The sequence below is a fragment of the Pseudomonas sp. NFPP28 genome, assembly GCF_900115535.1.
Classification (GTDB): domain Bacteria; phylum Pseudomonadota; class Gammaproteobacteria; order Pseudomonadales; family Pseudomonadaceae; genus Aquipseudomonas; species Aquipseudomonas extremorientalis.
Map to the genome: position 1 here is coordinate 150,762 of NZ_FOWT01000007.1, position 15,694 is coordinate 166,455.

At 62.8% G+C, this 15,694-nt stretch carries 10 protein-coding genes; all 10 read right to left on the bottom strand.

The features are described 5' to 3' along the window. Positions 1 to 5: 5 nt before the first annotated feature. On the bottom strand, positions 6 to 7,781 hold the full coding sequence (locus BM110_RS19115) for a hemagglutinin repeat-containing protein (protein ID WP_093513996.1): 7,776 nt from the start codon (positions 7,779 to 7,781) through the stop codon (positions 6 to 8). A gap of 24 nt (positions 7,782 to 7,805) precedes the next feature. Next, positions 7,806 to 8,327 (bottom strand): toxin-activating lysine-acyltransferase, encoded by a 522-nt coding sequence (locus tag BM110_RS19120; RefSeq protein WP_092243060.1) that lies wholly within the window; start codon positions 8,325 to 8,327, stop codon positions 7,806 to 7,808. Between the two features lie 11 nt (positions 8,328 to 8,338). After that, on the bottom strand, positions 8,339 to 10,084 hold the full coding sequence (locus tag BM110_RS19125; protein WP_256575443.1) for a ShlB/FhaC/HecB family hemolysin secretion/activation protein: 1,746 nt from the start codon (positions 10,082 to 10,084) through the stop codon (positions 8,339 to 8,341). A gap of 254 nt (positions 10,085 to 10,338) precedes the next feature. Further along, positions 10,339 to 10,731, bottom strand: coding sequence for a DUF2802 domain-containing protein (locus BM110_RS19130; protein ID WP_071489809.1), 393 nt, complete (start codon positions 10,729 to 10,731; stop codon positions 10,339 to 10,341). Further along, positions 10,732 to 11,214: a chemotaxis protein CheW gene (locus tag BM110_RS19135; RefSeq protein WP_010564003.1), complete on the bottom strand. Its 483-nt coding sequence runs from the start codon at positions 11,212 to 11,214 to the stop codon at positions 10,732 to 10,734. 53 nt (positions 11,215 to 11,267) lie between these two features. Beyond that, on the bottom strand, positions 11,268 to 12,044 hold the full coding sequence (locus BM110_RS19140) for a CheW domain-containing protein (RefSeq protein ID WP_092243057.1): 777 nt from the start codon (positions 12,042 to 12,044) through the stop codon (positions 11,268 to 11,270). Continuing rightward, entirely contained in the window at positions 12,044 to 12,832 is a 789-nt protein-coding gene (locus tag BM110_RS19145) for a ParA family protein (RefSeq protein WP_016976611.1), read from the bottom strand. The genes BM110_RS19140 and BM110_RS19145 overlap by 1 nt, the downstream gene beginning before the upstream one ends. Before the next feature lie 51 nt (positions 12,833 to 12,883). Further along, positions 12,884 to 13,771, bottom strand: a complete 888-nt coding sequence (gene motD, locus BM110_RS19150) for a flagellar motor protein MotD (RefSeq protein ID WP_092243055.1) — start codon at positions 13,769 to 13,771, stop codon at positions 12,884 to 12,886. A gap of 15 nt (positions 13,772 to 13,786) precedes the next feature. Continuing rightward, positions 13,787 to 14,527, bottom strand: coding sequence for a flagellar motor protein (locus BM110_RS19155; protein WP_033900785.1), 741 nt, complete (start codon positions 14,525 to 14,527; stop codon positions 13,787 to 13,789). Further along, positions 14,527 to 15,657 (bottom strand): protein-glutamate methylesterase/protein-glutamine glutaminase, encoded by a 1,131-nt coding sequence (locus tag BM110_RS19160; RefSeq protein WP_071489813.1) that lies wholly within the window; start codon positions 15,655 to 15,657, stop codon positions 14,527 to 14,529. The genes BM110_RS19155 and BM110_RS19160 overlap by 1 nt, the downstream gene beginning before the upstream one ends. Positions 15,658 to 15,694 lie beyond the last annotated feature (37 nt).

Sequence of the window (15,694 nt, forward strand, 5' to 3'; positions counted from 1 at the left end):
CGTCCTCATTGTTTGACTCTCTTAAACACGGCCGCGCCGTCTTTTGTATCGCTCCAGAACGGCTTGCAGAGTTCCCCGCCCTTGCCATAGCAGTTGTGCGCGGTCTTATCGCCACCGAACACTTTCAACCACTCCCATAACCGATTGCTGCCTTCCGGGATCGTACCGCCGGTACCGGCGTTAAACCCTACCAGCGGTGCTCGGGCGACGGGGTCGAAATTATGATTCTGGTACTGCAGCGCCATCGCATCACGCTGCTCCACGGAACTGAATACGGAACGGTTCTGCAATACCCCCAACAGCGAATCGGCCTTTTGCACCGAGTAGGCCGCACCGAAGAAGTTCATCGAGGTTTGGCCCAGCATGCCTGCGTTTGCCCGGTCACGAGCCAACGATTCCATGGCACTGCCCGTGGTCAATGTGCCGCGGCTGTGGCCGTCGATGTGCAATCCGCTTTGGCCGAACTGGACCATATATTCCTTGGTCTGCACAGCAGCGTTGGACAAGCCCCAGAAATCATTTTCGAGATTCTTCTGATACGCCGCGATCATCAACTCGGACGTGAAGTTGTTGGCTTTCTCGAAATGGATCAAATACTGCGGCCCGGTATCGGCAGAGCTGTGTTGATCGGCATATTTGGCCGCGCCATCGATGTCGTTGAAGATACCGTTGTTGGCAATGTGTACCTTACCATCCGGCCCGGGCTTGAGATTGCGCTTTTCTTCGTCGCTCAACTCGCGGCGCTGAACATTGCCTTTGTCGTCCAGCAGCGCCTTGCCATTCTCATCCTTCAACACCTCATACACCCGCGCCTTCTCAAGGAAGATCTTGCGATACGCCTCATCCGCCAACAGCGACACCTGGTTATAGAACTCACGCTTGATCTCCTGCTCTGCCTCGACCTTGCGCCCCATCTCCGCCACGTCCAGACGCTCCACGGCAACATGGGCAGCCTCGGTATTGCGGTTGAGGTTGGCAATCGTCTGGTCGACGCTCATGCCGGCGACCACGCGCTGGCGCTCGGCATTGGTGATGACCAGGGTGCCGGCGCTGATCGCGCTGCGGGTATCGCTGGCGGCGGAGTCGGAGTCCGAGCCGTTGGCGAGGCTGTTGGCGAGCAGCGCCTTGGCCGTGCCGAGCTTGCCGTCGAGCATGTCCGAATTGAGTTCCACCCCGGAAGTCTTGACGCTGGCTTCGGACACGTTATGGATGTCGGCCACGGTCAATGTGCCGGTGGTCAGGTTGTTCTTGCCGTCGGTAATGGCCTTGTCGGAACTGGCGATCACGCCGCCCTTGAGGTCGGTGTTGCCACGCACGTTGAGGTCGAATCCACCGTCGCCGGCGCGGATGCCCGATTGCTCGATGACGCTGGCGAAGTTGGACTTCTGCTGGGTATTGCTGGAGCTGAAGCTGGCCGTCGCCGCACCCGCGCACACCGGCGGGATGCAGATGCTGATGCCGGCACTCATGCTCTTCTGTTTGGAGGCAAATGTGCTGGTGTCTTGCAGGCTCTCGATGTTCAGGTCGCCGCCGACATCGGCCTTGACCTTGTCGGCCGAGACCACCGCACCGCGCAGGGTGGTGTCCTTGCCGGAGATCAGGCTGGCCTGGTTGCCTGCTGTCACGTGGGTGTTGCTCCACACCAGGTCGTTGCCATCGGCATTGCCGCGGCTCTGGGAGGCTGAAGCGTTGAAACTCAGGCCGTTTTTCTCGCTGCCGAAAGAGATACCAATCCCCAGGCTGCCGTTCACGCTCTTATTGGTGCTGTGCTGCTCGATGGTGTTCTGCGCACCCGCCAGCAGGATATTGCCGTCGGCCTTGAGCAACGCATCGTTGCCGGCAGTGATCTGGCTGCCCTGCACGGTCAGGTCGTTGTTGCGCGTGCCGCCGGTGGCCACAATCGACACATCGTGCCCCGCCGCCACCGTCGAGCCGGCCGCTGTGTTGGAAGTCTGCTCGCTTTTGTTCTCGCTCTTGTTCATGCCCAAGGCGATGCTCAAGTTGATCCCGCCCGCCGCGGCCGGGTCGGCCATCACTTGGGTGTGGGCTTCACTGGCGGCCCACGCGGTGTTCAGCGCGGCGAGGGTTTTCATGCGCTTGTCGTCGGTACGCTCAGCGGCCTTGTTCATGCGCTGGCCGGTTTGCACGGCGTTCACGATCGGGTTGGTCAGGGTCAGGCTCACGCCGGTCTGCTTGAAGCGCTGCTCCTGTTGCTGCGCAGCCAGATTGCGCGCTTCGAGGATATTGACCTCGGATGCGTCAATCGACACATCGCCCTTGGGCGCACTCACATTGCTGCCAACCTGGCGGTATTCGCCGCCCGCGCTGATCAGCACATTGCCGTCGGTGGACCCGACGCTGCTGGCGGCGGCCGTGGTCTGCTGGCTGCTGTCCTTGTTGGTCTGCTGCTGCGAGCCGATGGTGACGGCAATCGCGCCGCCGCTGAACATGCCGCTGGTCTTCACGTCCTTGGTGTGTTTCTCGTCGAGCGTCTCGGTACCCGCCAATACCTTGATGTCATTGCCCGCCACCAGCGCCGTGCCCGAGGTCGAGACCACGTTGCTGCCGGTGAGGGTGATGTTGTTGCCCGCCTGCACCACCGCTTGCTCGCCGCTGAAGGTCGAGCCTTGCGCGGTGGTCTGGGCGACCGTATCGCGGGTGGTGGTGGTCTTGCTGGAGAACAGGCCGTTGCTGCCCTTGACCTTGTGCGCCTCGTCCGCACTGTTGAAGCGCTCGCCGGCCTCGACGTTGATGTCGCGCACCGCGCTGACCGACACCGCGCCCGCGTCACTGTTGACCAGCGCACCGCGTGCCTGCACGTCACGCCCGGCGCCCAGGCGGATATCGCCGTTGGCCTGCACCGAACTGCCGACCTCATTGCGCCCGGCTTCCTTGCGCCAGTTGTCGCCGTCCCATTGGTTGGCCTGGGTGTAGGACTCTTTCACGGTGCTCAAGGTGACGTCGTTGCCCGCCACCAGCGCGGTCTTGCCGCCCACACCGGTGTTGCTGACCTGAGCCGCTTGCAGGTTGATGTCATTGCCCGCCGTGGCAATCAGGTTTGCCGCCGGGGCCGACACGTACAGCCCGGCCACCCGCGACAACGCGGTGCGGGTGCCCTGCTCGCTGGCGCTGTCGGTGGTGATCGAGCGCACGTTGATGTCATTGCCGGCGCTCAACGCCAGGCGACTGTTGGCGCTGATCAGGCCGCCGATGTTGTTCAGGTCCTGGCTGGCATTGAGCGACACATCGTTGCCCTGGATGCGGCCGCCGAGATTGTTGAGATTCTGCACGCTGATGGTCACACCGTCGCGCCCGGCCAGGCTGCCCGAGTTGACCAGGTCACCGCGCACATCCAGATTCAAGGTGCGCCCGGCCATCAACGCGCCCGAGCCGTCCACATCGCCTTCGCGAACCCGCACATACACTTGCGGCACCAGCACCTGGCGCACTTCGCCGCTGGCCAGGGTGACGTCCCTGGACACCAGCCACACGATGTCGCTGGTCAACTGCGCCATTTGCCCGGCGGTCAGCGCCACGCCCGGGATCAGTTTCCACTGCTCGGCCAGGGTGACGGCGCTGTCGATCATGCCGCGATATTGCGCTTCGTCGCTGGCGTAACCATCGACAAACCGGCGCCCGGTGAGTTGCGCGACTTGTTCGCGGATCAGCTTCTGCTCGTAGAAGCCGTCGCCCAACCGTTGCTGGGTGGCGGCCGGATCAAGGTTCAGGCGGTCGAGCATATAGTCCGACGACAACCACCGTCCGTAATTGGTAAAACGCGGATCCGTCTCCACCAGATAGCCAGCCGTACTGTTGGGGTTGGTGCGGAACAGGCTGCTGTCCGGCAGGTCGGGGTTGAACCCGCCGGTACGGATCTGCTCCACCGCGCCTGCACCGTTCTGTTGGGTCAATGCCTGCACCTGGCTGATCGGGCTGACGGTGTGGGTTCTGCCCGCACCGGCAAGCTCACCGGTACCGCGGGTGGTATCGCCGACGCTGGCCATTACCCGCGCACCCAACTGTGTGCCGCTGCCATTGATGGTCGCGTATTCGGTAAATACCGTCGGTTTGAGGGCAATCTGCTCGATCGAGGGCGCAGGCTTATAAGCCGTGACGCTGGTCCCCTGGCGATCACGCCCCTTGCGTTGGATGCGATAGAAGTTGGTCAGGGTGCCACTGTCGGTGGTAATCCGTTCGCCGGTCACTTCGGTGTTGTCCACACGGCCCACACTGGCCGTCAGGGCCTGGCCGGCGATGATCCGGCTTTTGTCGTTGAGCAGGTGGTCGGCAGTCAGGTTGATGGCGCCACCTGCGAGCATTTGCCCAGGGTCGGAACTGACGATCCGGGTCTCGGTCACCGTGCGGTCGTAGTTATAGAGGTTCCAACGATCCTTGCGCCCTTCCGGGGTCACCAGGTACCGCACCTCATCCTTGTAGGTCGAGATCTGCGAAGGCGTGTAGCGGTTGGTCGAGCCCGACAGTTGGTATTCCTGCAGTGCCTCATTGGAGACGAGTACCCGCTCGGTGGCGAAATGTTCATTGGTGTTGCTGATGAGCCGGGCATTGGCACTCAGGCTGCCCAGCGCTTCAATCGTGGCGCTGGCATTGCTCAGCGCCTGGGCCTGGCCGGTGGCGTGGTCATCGACATCCAGTGTGCTACCGATCACCAGGTCGCCGGCACTGAAGATCAAGCCGTGCTCACGGTTATCGAGAGTCTGGCTGGCGATATCCAGGCGGTTGCGCGCGGCGATGGTGGCTGCCGTCGAACCTTCCACGCTGTTCGTGACGTTGGTGGCGGCAATCGACAAGTGATCACCGTATATACGCCCCGTGCCGAGGTTGTTCAGGGTCGCGGCGCTCAGGCGCGTGGCCTCGCCGTCGATCAGGCCGCGGTTGTCGAGTTGATTGAGCGCATTGACCCGGACCCGGCGGGCACTGATCGAACCGCTGGCGGTGTTGTCGAGTGCGCTGGCGTTGAGCTGCAACCCATCGCCCGCCTGGAAACTACCCTGGTTGGTCAAAAGCCCAGCCGTTTCTACAGACAGGTTGCCATTGGCCTGGAAAAGGCCGGTGTTGACGAAATCATGGCTCAGCTTGAACGCCAGGTCTCTCAGGCTCAGGGCTTTACCGCTGCCACTGTAGCTGGCGCTGTCGACCTGCAGCGACTGGCCCGCAATCAGCGTGCCCGTGCCGTTATTCAAGGCCTGGCGCTTCTGCGCAAGGTCGCGGTCAGTCACGCTCAGCACGCTGCCGGCCGAGATAATGCCCTGGTCGTTATCCAGCGCACCGCTGCCCGTGATGCTCAACGCCGCATCGGCAACCAGCGAGCCGCCGCGGTTATCGAGGGTATCGACGTTCATCTCGACGCCCAGGCCCTTGATGCCTTGGTTGGCGCCCTGGGTCGAACGGTTATCCGCACTGGCGGCAGTCAGCAACAGATGACCATCGGCACGCAACAGACCCGACTGGTTGCTCACCTGTCCGGCGCCAACAGCCAGACTGCCGGCGCTACCGATAAACCCTTGGTCATTGATCAACTGGCCGGTACGCACCGTGACGTCACGCTGCCCAAGAATGCCGCCGGTGCTGCCGGAATTACGGTTGCTGAGTTGCTGGCCATGGGTATCCACCCACAGGTTCGACTTGGCTTGCACGATGCCGCCGTCGTTGTTCAGTACACCACTATCGAGTGTCAGCGTATCGCTGGCGTCGAGGGTGCCCTGGGCGTTGTCCAGTCGCTGGCCTTGCGTATCCAGCAGCAGTTGGGCCCCCGTGATGACGCCGCCTGTGTTGTTCAAACCTTGTGCGTTGAGGGTCAAGGCTTTGGCGGCCTCAAGGCGGCCGCCACGGTTATCGAGCACGGCAGCATCGCTGTCGAGGATCAGGTCGCCCGCCACCGAGCCCAGGGTGCCGCCCTGGTTCAACAGGCTGTTGGCCCTGACTGTCAGGGTTTGGGCGGCGGCGACGGTGCCCTTGGCGTTGTTCAATTGCGCGGCGTTGATATCCAGCACACCGCCCGCGGTGACCTGCCCGCGCTGGTTATCGAGGTTGCCGCCGTTGAGGGATAGATTCGCGGCGGTCACCAGCTTGCCGTTGCTGTTATCCAGCGCATCCTGTGCCGTTATGTACAGGTCACCGCCATCACCGGACTGCACCAGGCCATCCGCGTTGCCCAGGGTCTTGGCGCTCACATCAAGGCGACCACCGCTGGACAGGATGCCGCCATGGTTGTCCAGATTGCGCGCGAGGGTCACCCGCATGCCCGCCTTGCCGGTCTGCACCCACTTACCGGCGACGTTGGACATATCCATGGCGACGATGCCGATATGCGCCGCGCCCACCTGTGCAACATCGCTGAACAAGGTTTGACTGGCATTGGCCGTCAGCGATTGAGCGGCGGTGACGTGGCTGCGGCGCAGGTCCAGATGGCCAGCGGTGCTGTTCAGTTCGACCGTGCCAGCCGATGTCTGACTGTCACTCAGGTCGACCTGGGCGGCAGTGGCCTTCATGGTTTGCGCCGCCAGGTTCTGGCCCTTGGCCGTGAGGGTGCCGGCCGACGTCAGGGTCAGCGAACCGCTGCTGCCCAATTTACCCGTGCTGTCTACACCTGCGGCGAGTGCAGAGCCGGCATCGCTGCGAATCGCCGAATTCGCGCCTTTGGCGCTCAGGCGGGTATCGCCCTGGGCAGACACGATGCCCTTGTTGTCGATATTGCCCGCCGTCTCCAAGGCCAGGTTACCCTGGGCGAACAGCGTGCCGTTGTTATCGATGCCTTTGTCGGCCTGAGCGGTCAGGTGCGTGGCGCTGCTGATCTGGCCCTGGTTCTCGATACGCCCATCGCTGCCGATGACCACTTCACCGGCACTGGAACCGATCTGTCCGGCATTGCGTACACCGACACCAGCGCCGGTGCCTACCAGGGTGATCTTGCCGGCGTACATGCCTCCCAACTGTGCCACGTCGATGGCCACGGCGGGGGCGTCGGCCGGGTTCTGGCCTGCTGCGCCGGTCTTGATAGTCAAGTCTTTGGACCAGATGCCCGCGTTCACTTCGACCGTGCGCGCGATGATCTCGGTGTAGTCGGCGCGAGTGGCGTCAAGGCCCGCGCCGCCGATGCTGACCTTGCCCCCAGAGACTTGATAGCCGGTAATCAAACCGTTCTCGAACTGCGCCCGCCCGGTAGTCAGCGTCGCGCGGTCAGCGTTGATAAAACCGCAGCCATCGCAGGCGATGCCGGAGGGGTTGGCAATCACTACCTGGGCCTTGGAACCCGCCACTTCGACAAAACCGCGCAACTGGCTGGGGTTGCTCGAATTGACCTCGTTGAGAATCACCCGTGCGCTGCCGTTGGCCAGCGCGCGGTTGCCTTCGACCCAGCCGCCCAGTTGGGTCTGGCTGTTGGTGACGGCGTTATTGAGGATCACGCCGCGCTTGTCGACGTCGAACTGCTGGTAAGTGTTGCGCGATACGCCTGCCCCGCTTGGCGTGGTGATGTTGACCACAGGCGCCCCGTTGCCCGCCGCGCCGATGCTCGGGCGCTGGCCTGCAGGGGCCGAACCGTCAGCCACAACCTGGGCCTGGGCCGGCATGACCAGCGCAACCCAGCCCATGCCCACCATCAGCGCAAAGCGCAAGGGCGTGAGTGTGGCCACGGCACCGCCGGCCCGGCCAACGCTACCCGTGGTGCCGGGTGCCTTGCTGGCACTCTTGACGTTTTCCGCCACGACCATCAACAGGCCGCGAGCCTTGTTAAACACAATTCGATATAGCTGCTTATTCATGCAAATCCCTTGCGCGGTGGCTGGTCAGAGCGCGTGAAGAGGTAACGGGTGGCTGGCAAACCAGGCTTGCGCCTCCAGGTCGAGCACGGCGATGCCCTGGAAATCGATGACGCGCAAACCGCGTTCTTCGCCCTTGTGGTACAGCGCGCGGAAGATCCTTCCAGGCCACAGGCGACGGCGCAGCAAACTGCTGATGCGCCGGGTGTGACCAAACGGCGCGACCCAGTCGTTGATCCACAGGCGGTCGCCACTGTCCCAGTCCGCCGCCGGCAGGCACACCGCAGGTTCGCGCAGATAGCGCGCCTCGGCCTCGGCACTGAGGTTCAACCACGACATGAAAAACACCGGCTGCCCGGCTTCACTGATCAAGATGAACTGGCGCCGCTTGATCGCCGGCAGCAACAAGGTCGACAGGCTGTGCAACGGCGCATCGCGATGGGCCGCCGAGTGCATCCACAGCCACACCGCCGAGCCCAGCACCTGGGCTTCGTCGATGGCGCTATCGGCGCGCTCGGGAGCAAGCACCTCCAAGGTGTCGTGATGCATGCTGGGCTCCTTCAAAACGACCAGTTGGCGCTGAAGCCACTGGTCACGTCGGCGGTCTGGAAGCCCTTGGGTTTTTCCAGGGGTTTGCCGGTGTAAATGTCATAGGAAAATTGCTTGTAGCCCCCGCGCAGGCCCACCACCGCACCAGCCAGGCGCCGGCCCGAAAGGTACTGGGTGGAATGCCCGCCGACTTCGCCGTAATCCACGCCCAGGTACAGTTCCTGGCCGGTGTTGGCCAGGCTCAGGCCCAGGTCGTTGCTGAACGTCCAGCCGCGTTCGGCCGACAGGATCTGCTCGCCGTCGAAGCCGCGCACGGTGTAGCGCCCGCCAATTGAAAAGCGGTCCTGGGGGATCAACGGTGTACGGTTCCACTGCCCGCGCCAGCCAGCGACGTAACGCAGACGTTGATCCGACAGGGTGAACGGCACCTGCAATTGCGCGTTGGCGGTGATGATCTGCGAACGCGAGGTGCCTTCGCCGTTTTCCTCTTCAGGCGCACGCAGCGCATCACGGGCACCGGTGCCACGGCGATAACCGACACCGAGGTCGAGGGTGTTGGCGCCGATGAATTCACGGTGATTGATCCCGGCCTGCCAACCGGCCATGCGGCGACGTTGCAGTTCGATTTCGGTGTCTTCGATGTAGTTGCTGGACGTACGACTCCAGCCACCGACCGACACAGTGGTCTTGCGCACCGCGTCGCGGTAGATCACCCGTGACAGCTGCACCTCGTTGGTCCGGCTGCGGCCACTGTAGGAATAGGCCTGGTTCACCCCGGCAATCGTCTGGTGGTAGTCATACTCGCTGGACGTCAGGCTCAGTTGCCAGTAGTCGTAGGGCACCGAGTAGTGCACGGTGTGGCCTTTCGAACCACGGTCACCGCTCTGACCGCCGCCCAGGTCGTGGTTGAAACTGATGTAGAACAGGTCATTGAGGGTCGCCAGGTTATCCAGCGACAGAGCGACGTTGCCCTGATACTTGCCGGTCTGCTTGCTGCCGGAGTCATCCACCGACAGGCTTACGCGTACTGGAATCGCCTGCTTCCAGGCAATCACGACATCACTCTCCCCCGGCTGCGCATCCGCGCCCTCGGCTGGCGTGATCTGCACATCGGCTTCGGCGGTGGGCACGCGTTTGAAGTTTTCCAGCGCCTGTTCGATGTCGCGCAGGTTGAGCACATCGCCAGGCGACGCGGGCATGGCGTTCCAATAGTTGGCGCGCGTGGAGGTGCCCGGTGCAAAACGGATGTGCTTGATGCGTCCGGGCACCAGCACCAGCGCCAGCGTGCCCTGGTTCAAGTCCTGGGGCTGGGCGAGGACGCGAGTGGTGATGAAGCCCTTGGCGATGATCGCGTTCTGGATGCGCTTCATCGTCAGGTTGATCCCGGCGGAGCCGACGCATTGCCCCTGCACCGGATCGTCGCTCGGGTTGGCGGCACGCAAGGCCCACTGGAAATCTTCGGACTGGTCGCCGCCAAGGACCACACGGTCGATCTTGAAGCACGGCGTTTCATTGCGCGGCAGACGCAGAGTGCCGGAGCTGTCTTGCGGAGTTTCGAGACGGACGTCGGGGGACGGTTCCAACTGCTCGCGCTGGGCACGTTCACGTTGTTGTTGCAGGAGCAGTTGCTGGGCGGGCGCTTGAGGCTCAGCGGCCAGTGTCGCTGCACTGGCAAGCAAACCGACAAGGGAGCAGGTGGCGACGCAAGACTGCAGCAAAACAGAGGGTTTTGTTCTAGGTGAAGCGTCGAAAGACATTTCGCATCCTTGTGAGTGAAACTTCCTACATGCGCAGGTTGGTCACCACAAAGACATAAAAGTGCCATCAGGGTGTATGGCCCTGTGACACATTTCGCAAAAAAAGGCCGCCTTGGACACCTTCATTTTTTTCTTGAAGGCTCTACTTCAAGGCTTTTAGGGTATCTCAGCGAATTTGCCAACAATTCGTTTTTGTACTGTTTTGTTGTAGAAGGGCTCAGCCCCCTGCAAGTTGATGGCGGTACTAACAGACATCAGCTCTTGTGCAGCTTGCTCATCAACTGCGCCTCAGCCTGGGTCAAGCCGCAAGACTGCGTCAATTCATCCACCGTAGCCCCCATGCCCACCAGCTTCGCCGCCTGGGCAAACGAAAGGCTCGAAGGGTCGCGTTGCTCGATCTGCGCCAGCTTGTCCGGCAACGGCGCAAGAATGGCGCGCAATTCGTGCACCTCATCCCCCACCCTCACCGCACTCTGCTGGTAATGATCGACCCGCTTGACCAACTCCAGGATGCGCCGGTCACGCACCGCATCACGCTCGGCCTGTTGCAACAACAGTTCGCGCTGCTGGCTCACATGGCGCAGCAGAAATGCCAACGTCCCGGCCCACAACAGGGCCAGGACAATCACCGCAGCCTCAAGGAACAATCAGATACTCTCCAGTTCCGACCACTCTTCTTCGCTCATCATCTTGTCCAGCTCAACCAGAATCAGCAGTTCGCCGTTCTTGTTGCACACGCCCTGGATGAACTTGGCGGACTCTTCGTTACCCACGTTCGGCGCGGTTTCCACTTCCGATTGGCGCAGGTAGACCACTTCGGCCACGCTGTCGACCATGATCCCGACCACTTGCTTGTCGGCCTCGATGATGACGATACGCGTGTTGTCGTTGACCTCGGTCGGTACCAGGCCGAAACGCTGGCGGGTGTCGATCACCGTCACCACGTTGCCGCGCAGGTTGATGATGCCCAGCACGTAGCTCGGCGCACCCGGTACCGGGGCGATTTCGGTGTAGCGCAGCACTTCCTGCACGCGCATCACGTTAATGCCGTAGGACTCGTTGTCCAGTTTGAAGGTTACCCATTGCAGGATCGGATCATCCAAACCTTGTGCGGACGCTGACTTGTTCATACCCCTGACCCCTTCAAGATTGGCCACGCACCAGCGTGGACCTTATTGTTCAATCAACTGCGTTTAGTAACCGGCATCGTTTTGACGGCACCACTGGCGATCAACTCGGCCAGTTCGGCGACGTCGAGCAACGCGCACATGTGTTCGATCACGGTGCCCGCCAGCCAAGGCCGTTGGCCCCGGTGGCTGCGCCATTTGATTTCGTTCGGGTCCAGGCGCAACGAGCGGCTGACTTGATGCACCGCCAGCCCCCACTCGTAGCCCTGCACCGAGATCACGTATTGCAAGCCCTGGCGGAAGTCGTCGCGGTAGCGGTCGGGCATGACCCAGCGCGCGGTATCCAGCACCTTCAGGTTGCCGGCCTGGCTCGGCAGGATGCCGAGGAACCACTCCGGCTGCCCGAACAGCGGCGTCAGTTCCTGACCTTCCAGGGAATAGATCGAGCCCAGGCACACCAGCGGCACCGCCAGCGTCAAACCGGCGACGTCGAACAACAGGCATTCGAACGGCTCGGCGGCCCAGCTCGGGCGATCATCACCGGTGACCGGCGGCGGTGTGATGCTCGGCGGCAGGTGCACTTCCACCACCGGCTCGACCACTGCCGGGATCGCCACCGCCGGCATAATCGGCACCACGACCTGCGCATCCCGGGCTTGTTCTTCCAACACCGCCAACTGGAATTCATCCAGCGCGGCTTCTGGCTCGACAGCAGGCTCCAGTACCAGGATCGGTTCCGGCAGGGCTTCCTCGGTCGCGTCCTGCAGCAGGGCATCCAGATAGGATTCCAGTGCCAGTTGCGGCCGGGTCTTGAGTTCGACGGGACGGTTCATCACGCCACCTGCGCCACAAGCTGCTGGGACAGCAGGTGTTTGAGCAACGCGCGGTAGGCCAGTACGCCACGGCTTTTCGGGTCGAACTGCGACGGCGCCAGGCCGGCGCGGCTGGCGTCACGCAGGCGCGTGTCCACCGGGATATAGCCGTTCCAGATGGTGTCAGGGTAGGCATCGCGCAATACGCGCAGGGTGCCGAGGGACGCCTGGGTGCGGCGGTCGAACAGGGTCGGCACGATACTGAACGGCAGCGCCTGTTTGCGCGAACGGTTGATCATCGCCAGGGTGCTGACCATGCGCTCCAGGCCTTTGACGGCCAAATGCTCGGTCTGCACCGGGATCACCAGTTGCTGGCTGGCCGCCAGGGCGTTGACCATCAGCACGCCGAGCAATGGCGGGCTGTCGATGATCGCGTAGTCGAAGTCCTGCCACAGTTGCGCCAGGGTCTTGGCGATCACCAGGCCTAGGCCGCTCTGCCCCGGCGACTGGCGCTCCAGGGTGGCCAGCGCGGTGCTGGACGGCAGCAGCGAAATGCTCTCGTTACTGGTGGGCAACAGCAGTTGCCCGGGCAGATCGGCCGGCACACTGCCCTTGTGCAGGAACAGGTCGTAGTTGCTGTGTTCCAGCGCATCCGGGTCGTAGCCGAAATAGCTGGTCATGGAGCCGTGAGGGTCCAGGTCCACCACGACCACACGCTTGCCCGCCTCGGCCAGCAAGCCGGCTAAGGCGATGGAGGTGGTGGTCTTGCCGACTCCACCTTTTTGATTGGCAACTGCCCAGACTCTCATTCGGTTGGTTCCTCCCGGCAGGCACAGGCGCGACCGAGACATTGCATGGGGTTATTGAGCCGGCGACGGAGAATTGACGGCACTCTGTCGAACCGGCGGTTTTACCGGGGCCGGTGCAGTTTGTGTGCCAGCCCGCTTCAAGGCCGCATCCGGTGTTGCATTGGCGGTGCCGGTGCCGGTCAGGCTGCGGCGCACATCCAGGTTGCGCGACACCACCAGCACCACCCGACGGTTACGCGCGCGGCCTTGCGCCGTGGCGTTGTTGGCCACCGGCTGGAACTCACCGTAGCCCACCGACGCCAGGCGTCCAGGGTTGACGCCCTGCATCGCCAGCATCCTGACGATGCTCGCCGCTCGTGCCGACGACAGCTCCCAGTTGGTCGGGTACTGCGCGGTGCTGATCGGAACGTTGTCAGTGAAGCCTTCGACGTGGATCGGGTTCTCGAACGGTTTGAGGATCGCCGCCACTTTGTCGATGATGGTGAATGCCTGGTCGCTGGGCATCGCATCGGCGCTGGCGAACAGCAGGCTGGAGTTCAACTCGATCTCCACCCACAACTCGTTGCCGCGCACGGTCATCTGGTTGGAGCTGATCAAGTCGCCAAACGCGGCACTGATGTCGTCGGCGATGCTTTTCAGCGGGTCGCTGGTGCCGCCCACGCCGGCGGCGGTTTCATCGCTGTCGTTGACCAGCGGCTTGGCCGGGGTCACGGTCTTGGGCCGTTCTTCACCAATAGGGATCGGCTTGAGCGCACGGTCGGCATCGTTGAACACGCCGATCAGCGCCTGGGAAATGACTTTGTACTTGCCTTCGTTGATCGACGAGATGGAGTACATCACCACGAAAAACGCGAACAGCAGGGTGATGAAGTCCGCATAGGACACCAGCCACCGCTCGTGGTTGACGTGTTCTTCAGGCTCGCGACGGCGACGGCTCACAATGCATACCTCCCATCAATCCATGAAGCCCTGGAGCTTCAATTCGATGGAACGCGGGTTCTCGCCCTCGGCGATCGACAGGATGCCTTCGAGCAGCATCTCGCGATAACGCGACTGGCGCATGGCAATCGACTTGAGTTTGCTGGCCACCGGCAACAGCACCAGGTTGGCACTGGCCACGCCGTAGATGGTGGCGACAAACGCCACGGCAATGCCGCTGCCCAGTTGCGAGGGGTCGGCCAGGTTGCCCATCACGTGGATCAGGCCCATCACCGCACCGATGATGCCGATGGTCGGCGCGTAGCCGCCCATGCTTTCGTAGACTTTGGCGGCGTTGATGTCGCGGCTTTCCTGGGTGTAGAAATCCACTTCCAGAATGCTGCGGATCGCTTCCGGCTCGGCACCGTCCACCAGCAGTTGCAGGCCTTTGCGCGCGTAGCTGTCGGGCTCGGCATCGGCCACGCCTTCCAGGCCCAGCAGACCTTCCTTGCGCGCGGTGAGGCTCCAGTTGACCACGCGGTCGATGCCACCGGGCAGGTCCACGCGTGGCGGGAAAATGATCCATATCAGAATCTGCATGGCGCGCTTGAACGAGCTCATGGGCGATTGCAACAACGCCGCGCCCACGGTGCCGCCGATCACGATCAGCGCCGCCGGGCCGTTGGCCAGGGCGCCGAGGTGCCCGCCCTCGAGGTAGTTGCCGCCGATGATCGCGACAAACGCCATGATGATGCCGATCAGGCTCAGTACATCCATCAGAGGCAGGCCTCCACCAGATGCTTGCCGATGTCGTCCAGGCTGTAGACGGCGTCGGCCAGGTCCGCCTTGACGATGGCCATGGGCATGCCATAGATCACGCAGCTGGCTTCGTCCTGGGCCCAGATGGCACTGCCGCCCTGCTTGAGCAGGCGCGCACCTTCACGGCCGTCGGCGCCCATGCCGGTGAGCACCACCGCCAGAACTTTGTCACCGTAGGACTTGGCTGCCGAACCGAAGGTGATGTCCACGCACGGCTTGTAATTCAGGCGTTCGTCGCCCGGCAGGATTTTGATCGCGCCACGGCCGTCGACCATCATCTGCTTGCCACCGGGGGCCAGCAGCGCCAGGCCAGGGCGCAGGATGTCGCCATCCTCGGCTTCCTTGACGCTGATGCGGCACAGCTTGTCCAGGCGCTCGGCGAAAGCCTTGGTGAACGCCGCCGGCATATGCTGGATCAATACGATCGGCGCCGGGAAGTTGGCCGGCAATTGGGTCAATACGCGTTGCAGCGCAACCGGGCCGCCGGTGGAGGTGCCGATGGCGACCAGCTTGTAGGCCTTGCGCTTGGGTGCGGGCGAATGCGAAGACGCAGGCGCCGCCGTGCGAGCGGGTGCCACCGCAGGCCGTGCCACCGGCGCAGGCGCAGGGCGCGCAAACGACGATGTCGGTGCCGCTGGAGCCGGTGCTGGCGCAGCGGTTGGCGCAGGCGCGCTGAACAGGCTGCGACGATTACTGCGCGAAATGCTGTGCACTTTCTCGCAGAGCATCTGCTTGACCTTCTCGGGGTTGCGCGAGATGTCTTCGAAATTCTTCGGCAGGAAGTCCACCGCGCCGGCGTCCAGCGCATCCAGGGTGACCCGGGCGCCTTCGTGCGTCAGCGAGGAAAACATCAGGACCGGGGTCGGGCAGCGTTGCATGATGTGCCGGACTGCCGTGATGCCATCCATCATCGGCATCTCGTAGTCCATGGTGATCACGTCCGGTTTCAACGCAATGGCTTGATCAATCGCCTCTTTGCCGTTGGTGGCCGTGCCGACCACCTGGATCGTTGGATCGGCGGAAAGAATTTCCGAGACGCGGCGGCGGAAGAAACCCGAATCGTCCACCACCAGGACCTTGACTGCCATAAACACTCCGTTAGGCGGGGCGGGCACTACCGCCCTG